Below are 3,064 nucleotides of genomic sequence, written 5' to 3' on the forward strand. Positions count from 1 at the left end.
CTCCCTCTTTCAACCTGAGAAGCCGAAGCGGGCAATCCTCCTCACCCGCTTCGGCGCAATCCCCCGTCGCCCAACGAGCCGGCGGGAGGAACCGGGAAAGGCAACGACCCGTCGGCGTTTCGTCCGACAACAGCGCTCTCCGACCCGCCCGGCGGGCAAGATCGCGAACGCATATATAAATAGGTAAGGGATAACGGCTGGGAGGTCGGATATGATTCAGGATATTTCGCACATCAAGGCAACGCGCATCGTCGGCGGCGTGGGCTGCGGCAAAACGCAGCAGCTGATCGAGCGCGTATGCTCGCTGCTTTCGGGCGGCGAAAAGGCAGGGAACGTGCTGGTGCTGTGCGCCACGCCGCAGGCATGCGAGTCGTTCACGCTGCGCCTGAACGCCGCTGGCGAAGAAGCCGGCGTGAACGCCGATGAGATCGCGGTGATCACGCCGCGCGCCTTAGCGCTCGAGGTGCTCTCAGATGCCGAAGCGGTGCGCTGGTCAGGCCGCGAGCCGCGTCTGCTCACCGCCTACGAGGAGCTGTTCCTGCTCGAAGATATGAAGGTGAGCGGCCTGCGCCCCAAGCGCCTGCGCGAGATGCTGAAGTTCTTCTACCGCAGCTGGACCGAGCTTGCCGATGACGATCCGAACTGGCTTTTGCCCGGTGAGGAGTCCAACGTGCACACGCTGCTGAAGGACAACCTGGCCCTCACGCGCAGCATCGTCGAGCCCGAAGCGGGCAATCTGGCGGTGAATTACCTGCGCGACCACGCCGGCGCGGTTGCCGCCCATTCGTTCGCCCACGTGCTGGTAGACGACTATCAGCGCATCAGCAAGGCGTCGCAGCTGCTTGCCGGCCTGATGGCGACCGAAACGCTCACCATCGCCGGCGACCGCACCGCCTGTGTGCAGGTTTATGACAGCTACCCCTATGCCGCTGGCTTGGACGAGTTCATGGATGCGCACGAAGGAGCGCAGGATATCGAGCTTTCCGCATGCCACACCTGCGCAGCCGGGGCCGCTGCGGCATCCAAGCTGCTGGCCGACCCTGTCATGCAGTCGATTGCGTTCCATGCAGCGGAAGACGTCGCCGCAGGTCAGACGGTCGTGCTGGAAAGCCCGCTGCCCGAAGACGAGTTCGGCGCCGTTGCGCGCTTCGCAGCCGAAGCCGTGGCGGACGGCAAGAACCCCGCCGACATCGTAGTGGCGACGCCCAACGGCGTATGGAGCCGCAACATGGTGAAGGCGCTGCTGGCGGCGAAGGTTCCCGCCCAGGCGCTGGACGATCGCCAGCCGGTACGCGGCGACATCCGCGACAACGAGCGCTGTGCGCCCGCCCGCGTGCTGACGGCGCTGGACCTGGTGGCCGATCCGGAGAACGCGCTTGCATGGCGCTGCTGGTGCGGGTACGGCGATTGGCTGGCCAACAGCTCCGCCATGGCGAACCTACGCAAGCACGCAGGCGAGCGCGGCACGGGCCTGGTGGAAGCCCTGCGCGAAGCGCTGGGCGATGCACTGGCCGCTAACGCGGGCGACGCTGACCGCGTGGTGGGCGCCAAGCGCGTCGGCGATGCGCACGAAGCGGGCCTTGCGCTCATAGAGTCCGCGGCCGGCCTTGAGGGATCGGCGCTGCTGGATAAGCTTGCCGAGCTGGTCACGGGCCAGGAAGGCGCGACGGCGCCGGGCATCGTGAGCACGCTGTGCCTGGGCGAGCGGGACAACTCCGCTGCCGCCATGGCCAAGCGCTTCCGCAGCCGCCTGCTGGCGCCCCGCATCGACGCCGCAAGCGCCGTCCAGGTGGTCCCCTACGACCAAGTCGCGGGGCTCTCGCCGAAGGTGCTGATCGTCAGCGGTTTCGTGAACGGGTTCATCCCCTGCCGCGAATACTTCGACAGCTCCGAGATGCCCCTGGACAAGCAGGAGAAGGAGCACGCGAAGGACGCGCACCGCGTGTACGCCATGGCAGGAAAGGCAAGCGAGCAGCTGGTGGTTTCCCGCTTCGCCACCACCAGCCTGGAGACCGCCGGCGTCATGAAGCTGCACATCGGCCGCATCCGCCTGCAAGACGGCAAGCGCATGTGCGCCATCGAGCCCAGCGACTTCATCGAGCAACTGGCATAAAAAGGTTGGCCGAGAACCATCCCGATAGCTCATTGAGCGCGCAAAGCACCGCACCCCACCTCGTGGACGTGAGCGCAAACTCAAGTAAACGCAAAAAGCCCCGCACAATGCGGGGCTTTTTAATCCGTCGATTCCAACCTTGACGCGTATCGGGTTAAGAAGCTGAACAATCTGCCTAAGCGCCTCTAGCTCAGCCGCCAATTGATTTTCGGCGGTTTCCTTTTTTCCTATTCTTTCCTATTTGTCTAGCGGAAGCGCAAAACGCCTATGCGAAAAGCTTATAGCAGTGCAGCTTCCCAGTCGGCTTCTTTGAAGCCGGTTAGCACGAAATCGGGGCCGACGACGATGGGACGTTTTACCAGCATGCCGTTGGCAGCCAGCAGGTCATAAGCTTCCGCGTCCGACATGCCTGCATCTAGCTGGGCTTTCACATTATGCTGGCGATACAGCTGCCCGCTGGTGTTGAAGAACCGGCGCAGCGGCAACCCGCTTTTCGCGTGCCATTCGGCCAGCTCAGTCGCCTTGGGATTATCCGCCACAATGTCGCGATCCGCATACGCCACGCCATGCGCATCCAACCACGCCTTCGCCTTCTTGCACGTTGAGCACTTCGGGTACTCGATGAACAACACTTCCTGCACGATGAGCTCCTTCCTTTAGGCGGCTCGCCTTTGCGTTTTGCGTTGCATAGCGTAGCAGGACGCCACCGCACCGCTCAACCAAGCACAAGTGAAACGCGATTCAGGCAGATAGCGCTACGTCCCCTAAGTGTCCGGATCCAAGACGCAAGGCGACCCCTTCCGCTTGGAGACGTCCCTGTTTGCAAGGGGGGTTTGGGGAAAGGGTGTCTCCAAGCGGAAGGGGCCGCTTGAGGGTATTCGGTTGTCAGGGCGGCGGCCCGATGGGGAACCGCAGGGGCGGGCCGGCCTCCGCGCCGCCGCCGGGCAGGGG

The 3,064-nt window shown here is 64.0% G+C and carries 2 protein-coding genes; one reads left to right on the top strand and one right to left on the bottom strand.

Annotated elements, in window-relative coordinates; genetic code table 11:
* Nucleotides 1–211: 211 nt before the first annotated feature.
* The gene (locus tag RDW26_RS09075) at nucleotides 212–2,113 is read left to right on the top strand and encodes a UvrD-helicase domain-containing protein (RefSeq protein ID WP_307983349.1); all 1,902 of its coding nucleotides are present in this window, start codon (nucleotides 212–214) and stop codon (nucleotides 2,111–2,113) included.
* Nucleotides 2,114–2,391: 278 nt separating this feature from the next.
* On the opposite strand, the gene RDW26_RS09080 is transcribed toward RDW26_RS09075, so the two are convergent.
* Nucleotides 2,392–2,754 carry an arsenate reductase family protein gene (locus tag RDW26_RS09080; RefSeq protein WP_307983350.1) on the bottom strand — a complete coding sequence of 121 codons (363 nt, stop codon included), beginning with the start codon at nucleotides 2,752–2,754 and terminating at the stop codon, nucleotides 2,392–2,394.
* Between the last annotated feature and the right edge of the window lie 310 nt (nucleotides 2,755–3,064).

It is taken from the genome of uncultured Senegalimassilia sp., from assembly GCF_902464545.1.
In the GTDB taxonomy this organism is placed as follows: Bacteria; Actinomycetota; Coriobacteriia; order Coriobacteriales; family Eggerthellaceae; genus Senegalimassilia.

Bases quoted from the DNA above. Each gene is read 5' to 3' on its own strand.
- RDW26_RS09075 (WP_307983349.1), top strand. From the start codon at position 212: ATGATTCAGGATATTTCGCACATCAAGGCAACGCGCATCGTCGGCGGC.